General features: G+C 34.0%; 4 protein-coding genes. All 4 read left to right on the top strand.

The genetic code is table 11. The annotated features are described in order from the left end of the window. Positions 1-31: 31 nt before the first annotated feature. The 4 genes from COX77_04235 (at position 32) to COX77_04220 (ending at position 4,764) form a co-directional block, all read left to right on the top strand. Complete coding sequence (locus COX77_04235; protein PIZ98540.1) at positions 32-862, top strand: hypothetical protein; 831 nt, start codon at positions 32-34, stop codon at positions 860-862. A 44-nt stretch (positions 863-906) separates the two neighbouring features. Continuing rightward, the gene (gene secD, locus COX77_04230; GenBank protein ID PIZ98539.1) at positions 907-2,601 is read left to right on the top strand and encodes a protein translocase subunit SecD; all 1,695 of its coding nucleotides are present in this window, start codon (positions 907-909) and stop codon (positions 2,599-2,601) included. Then, positions 2,594-3,493: a protein translocase subunit SecF gene (secF, locus tag COX77_04225; GenBank protein PIZ98538.1), complete on the top strand. Its 900-nt coding sequence runs from the start codon at positions 2,594-2,596 to the stop codon at positions 3,491-3,493. Before secD ends, secF begins: the two co-directional genes overlap by 8 nt. 143 nt (positions 3,494-3,636) lie before the next feature. Beyond that, positions 3,637-4,764 carry a hypothetical protein gene (locus COX77_04220; GenBank protein PIZ98537.1) on the top strand — a complete coding sequence of 376 codons (1,128 nt, stop codon included), beginning with the start codon at positions 3,637-3,639 and terminating at the stop codon, positions 4,762-4,764. Positions 4,765-4,878 lie beyond the last annotated feature (114 nt).

The raw sequence follows: 4,878 nt of genomic DNA, 5'->3' as shown, positions 1-4,878 counted from the left end.
TGTGCCGTTGTTATATAGTCGTAAATTTATTATGACTATCCACGATTTGATTATTACGCACTATCCTGACAGTCGTGCAACAACACTGGCCACTTGGTTATATCGCATAAAAGTTGCGGCTTATAAAGTAGTATTACATTTTGCTATTATTCGCAGTGAAAAGATTATCGCGGTATCCAACTATACGAAAAATGATATTGTTAGTTTATATCCCAAGGCGGATAAAAAGATTGTGGTAATTTATGAAGGATATAGCGTTGAACATCAAGTAAGTAGTGTGGTGGATCTGGAAAAAAAATATAGCATCAGTAAACCTTTTATTTTATACGTTGGCGCTGCTTATCCCCACAAAAATCTTTACCGCCTAATTCAAGCTTGGAAATTAATTCAACATGATTTAAACAACAATTATCAGTTAGTATTAGTCGGTAAAAAAGATTTTTTTTATCAGCGGTTAATTACTGATATTGAATATCAAATCAATGAGTATAATATAATTTTTACTGATTATGTTAATGATCAAGACTTGCCGTTGTTTTATCGTTTTTGCTTGGCTTATATTTTTCCTTCCTATTTAGAAGGCTTTGGTTTACCAGCCTTAGAAGCCCAAAGTTATGGAGCGCCTGTCATTGCCGCGGATAATTCATCATTACCCGAAATTTTAAACGATTCAGCATTATACTTTAATCCTTATAATATTAAAGATATCAGTCAAAAAATACTTACTGTTATTCAGGACAGTAGCCAAAGAGATGAATTAATAAAAAAAGGATATCTCAATCATCATCACTATGATTGGCTGGTGATGTCGCGACAAACTCAAGAAATTTATTTAGCCACAGATCAACACTTGTCAACGTAAATGATTGGTGCTAAAATACCTGTGCTTTATTAATTATTGTAATTATGCAAGATAAAAAAATTGTTAATAGATCCCGAATTTGGCTAGGTTTTGGCGGCATTATACTTTTGGTTACTATTGGTGTAATGGTTATTTATCCAGCTTTACCGGATTATTTACCAGGAACGACTTATTTTAATAAATTTAAGCCTCACCTAGGTCTTGATTTACAGGGTGGCGCCCACTTGGTTTACCAAGCTGACTTGAGTAAAATTGATCAAGGTGATAGCACGGAAGCCATGGCCGGCGTACGGGATGTAATCGAACGACGAGTTAATGCTTTTGGTGTTTCCGAACCAATTGTGCAAACCAGCGGCTCTAATAGATTAATTATTGAATTAGCCGGTGTTTTTGACGTGAAGCAAGCCATTAAACAAATTGGTGAAACACCGCTACTAGAATTTAAGGAAAGAAATGAAAAGGCCAACCAACCCGTTGTGATTACCGCAGAACAACAAAAAGTAATGGATGAATTTAATGCTAAAGCATTAACTAATGCCAATGGTTTATTACAACAGGTAATAGCTGGTGCTGATTTTGGTGCTTTAGCAGAAAAAAATTCAGAAGATACGGGCAGCGCTACACAAAAAGGTGATCTTGGTTTTGCTGCTCGCGGTAAGTATGTGCCAGAGTTTGAAAAAGCCCTTTGGGAGTTAAAAGACGGGCAAGTCACGGGGCAATTAGTAAAAACTCAATTCGGTTTTCATATTATTAAACGTATAGCTACTCGCAATCAAGACAATCAAGAGGAAGTACAAGCCAGTCATATTTTAATCAAAACTATAGCCGCTGACAATATTGCCCCACCAGAGAGTGAATGGATTAATACCAAGTTAACGGGTAAAAATCTGAAAAAAGCCGAAGTTGTTTTTGATCAGAACAATGGTCAACCAACCGTTAGTTTAGTCTTTGATGATGCTGGTAAACAGTTATTCGCGGAAATTACTCAACGCAACGTTGGTAAACCAGTTGCTATATTTCTTGATGGCATCCCAATTAGTACACCGACAGTACAAGAAGAAATTACTCAAGGGGAAGCCAGAATTACTGGGAAATTTAATGTTAATGAAGCTAAATTATTATCCCAACGTTTGAATGCTGGTGCTTTGCCAGTACCAATTACATTGATCAGTCAGCAAACAATCGGTCCTAGTTTAGGACAGGTATCTTTGAATAAAAGTGTTATCGCTGGTTTAATCGGACTTTTGATGGTAGCAATCTTTATGATTATATTTTATCGCTTACCTGGTTTGTTAGCTGTTATTTCTCTATTAATTTACACCGTTATATCTTTAGCTATTTTTGAAATTTGGCCTATAACTTTAACCTTAGCGGGTATCACTGGTTTTATTTTATCTATTGGTATGGCTGTTGATGCTAATGTTTTAATTTTTGAAAGAATGAAGGAGGAATTAAGATTAAATAAACCATTAGGCACAGCAGTAGAAGAGGGTTTTTGGCGTGCCTGGAGCTCTATCAAGGATTCCAACATTTCCAGTTTAATTACCTGTTTAATTCTCGCTTGGTTTGGTACTAGTCTGATCAAAGGGTTTGCCATTACTCTGGCTATTGGTATTTTAGTTTCCATGTTTTCCGCTATTACTGTCACCAGAACATTTTTACGTTTAATCGTGAAGAAACATAACTATCGCTGGTTATGGTTATTTAGTGTAAAAATTAATAGCAAATCAAATGATTAAAATTGTTGAAAAAAGTAAGCATTGGTTTGGTTTCTCTTTAATCCTCATAATTATTAGTATTTTTAGTTTAACCAATTGGGGACTGAATTTCGGTATTGATTTTACTGGTGGTAGTATTTTAGAAATTAAATTCAGTCAGGAACAGCAAATTTCCACTGATCAAGTAAATGAAATTTTGCAAGAAGCACAAATTAATAACGCACAGATTCAAATTTCCAGTGAAAATACAGTATTAATCAGAACTGAAAGTATCGATGAAACCAAACATCAAGAGTTATTATCCGTCTTCACAAAAAAATATAATCAGGAAAACGCCTGGTCCGAAGTGCGTTTTGAAAGTCTTGGTCCTACTTTGGGAGCTGAATTACAATCAAAAGCACTTTTAGCTATTTTTTTAGTTTCTTTAGCTATTATTATTTATATCGGCATAGCTTTCCGTAAAGTGTCTTATCCTGTGCAATCATGGAAATTTGGTTTGTCTGCAGTCATTGCCTTAATTCACGATGTCTTTATTACTATTGGTTTATTTAGTGTCTTGGGCCACTTTTATGGTTATCAAGTTGATAGTTTATTTGTTACTGCTATGTTAACCCTAATGGGTTTTTCTGTGCATGATACAATTGTTACTTTTGATCGAGTTCGAGAGAATTTACAAAGATATCAGAATTATACTTTTAGTGAAATAATTAATTCCAGTATCAACGAAACAATTGTCCGATCATTGAATACCTCACTAACAACAATGATTGTTTTATTAGCTGTTTATTTGTTTGGTGGTGAATCAATTAAGCATTTTTCCTTAGCCTTATTATTCGGTATAGCAATCGGGACCTACTCTTCCATATTTGTTGCCAGTCCTTTATTAATTTTGTGGTACCGCTGGCAAAAATAGTTGACAATTAGTGCAAATTATTGAAAAAGTCAAATTGTAATATAAAGTTGACTTTTTTTTATAATTATGATATATTCTGAATATTAATAAAAATAACAAATAATTAGGCGTTTATACTATTATTTGTCATATAGTTAAATAATATGGATACACAATTTACTGAACAAAAATCAATTTTAGATAGTATTTTATCTAAAGAAAATATGGAGGAAATGTCACAATTTGAACCAAGTTCAATATTGCGTCTTTTATTTGCCAGTTTGAGCGATAAAGAGAAAAAGGTTATTATTCATCGCTATGGCTTAGAGGAAGAAGAGGTAAAAACCTTAGAAGAGATTGGGCACTTATTTAATGTAACACGAGAAAGAATTCGTCAGATTGAAAATGGTTCGATTAAAAAGATCAAAGGCAATCCCGATATCGATACTCATCTAAAGCCCATAGAAAGCTTGGTAAATAATATTCTTGAACAAAACGGAGGAGTGATGCGTGATGATAATTTATTGGATAAAGTTATCAGCTATTCTGTAGTAAAAGATATTAATCGGGCAGCCACTAAATTTATTATTTTTCAACTTTTAAATCACAACTGGGAACGTGTTGATAAACACGATAAATTACACAATGGTTGGAAATTGCCCACGGCCAGCATGGAGTTGATTGAAGAATTGGTAGACAATTTGGTAGCAGTATTAAGCGATGAAGATAAGCCATTACCACGCCAATTTATTTTAGACGCTCTAGCTAAGAAACCATCATCGCAGAAATTTACGGATTTTTTGAATGATGACGTAGTAGACAATGCCTTAGATTTAACGCGCAAAATTGATAAAAATCCTTTTGAAGAATGGGGTTTACTGAACTGGCGTTCAATTAAACCGAAAAGGATGAATGATAAGATATATTTAGTGATGAAAAAGGAAGGCAAACCAATGCATTTCACTGAAATTGCTACCAAAATCAATGAAGCAAAATTTGATGCTAAGACGGCGTATCCAGCCACAATTCATAATGAACTTATTTTAGATGACAAATATGTTTTAGTAGGACGCGGTATTTATGCTTTGCAGGAATGGGGTTATCAGCCCGGTGTGGTTGCCGATGTTATTGCTGAAGTATTGGTAGAATCCGCCAAACCTTTAACTAAAAACGAAATCATGGAAAAGGTTTTGCTAAAAAGAATTGTTAAGAAAAGTACTATTCAATTAGCTTTAATGAACAAAGATAGATTTGAACGGGTGGAGAGAAATAAGTATCAATTGAAAAAATAAAAAATACAACAAAGTCGGCCCATGCAAATATATTTAGATTTCTCTTATTTTAATTTGCTTTTAAACGAACCAACACCTTGGCATATTATGTGGCGATTGTTTGCTGATGGTGGC

It is taken from the genome of Candidatus Komeilibacteria bacterium CG_4_10_14_0_2_um_filter_37_10 (assembly GCA_002793075.1).
Lineage (GTDB): Bacteria > Patescibacteriota > Patescibacteriia > UBA1558 > UBA1558 > UM-FILTER-37-10.
This window is presented reverse-complemented; position numbering and strand designations above follow the sequence as displayed.

Excerpts from the sequence above, each read along its gene's own strand:
- COX77_04235 (PIZ98540.1), top strand. The coding sequence starts at position 32 with ATGACTATCCACGATTTGATTATTACGCACTATCCTGACAGTCGTGCA.
- secD (PIZ98539.1), top strand. The coding sequence starts at position 907 with ATGCAAGATAAAAAAATTGTTAATAGATCCCGAATTTGGCTAGGTTTT.
- secF (PIZ98538.1), top strand. The coding sequence starts at position 2,594 with ATGATTAAAATTGTTGAAAAAAGTAAGCATTGGTTTGGTTTCTCTTTA.
- COX77_04220 (PIZ98537.1), top strand. The coding sequence starts at position 3,637 with ATGGATACACAATTTACTGAACAAAAATCAATTTTAGATAGTATTTTA.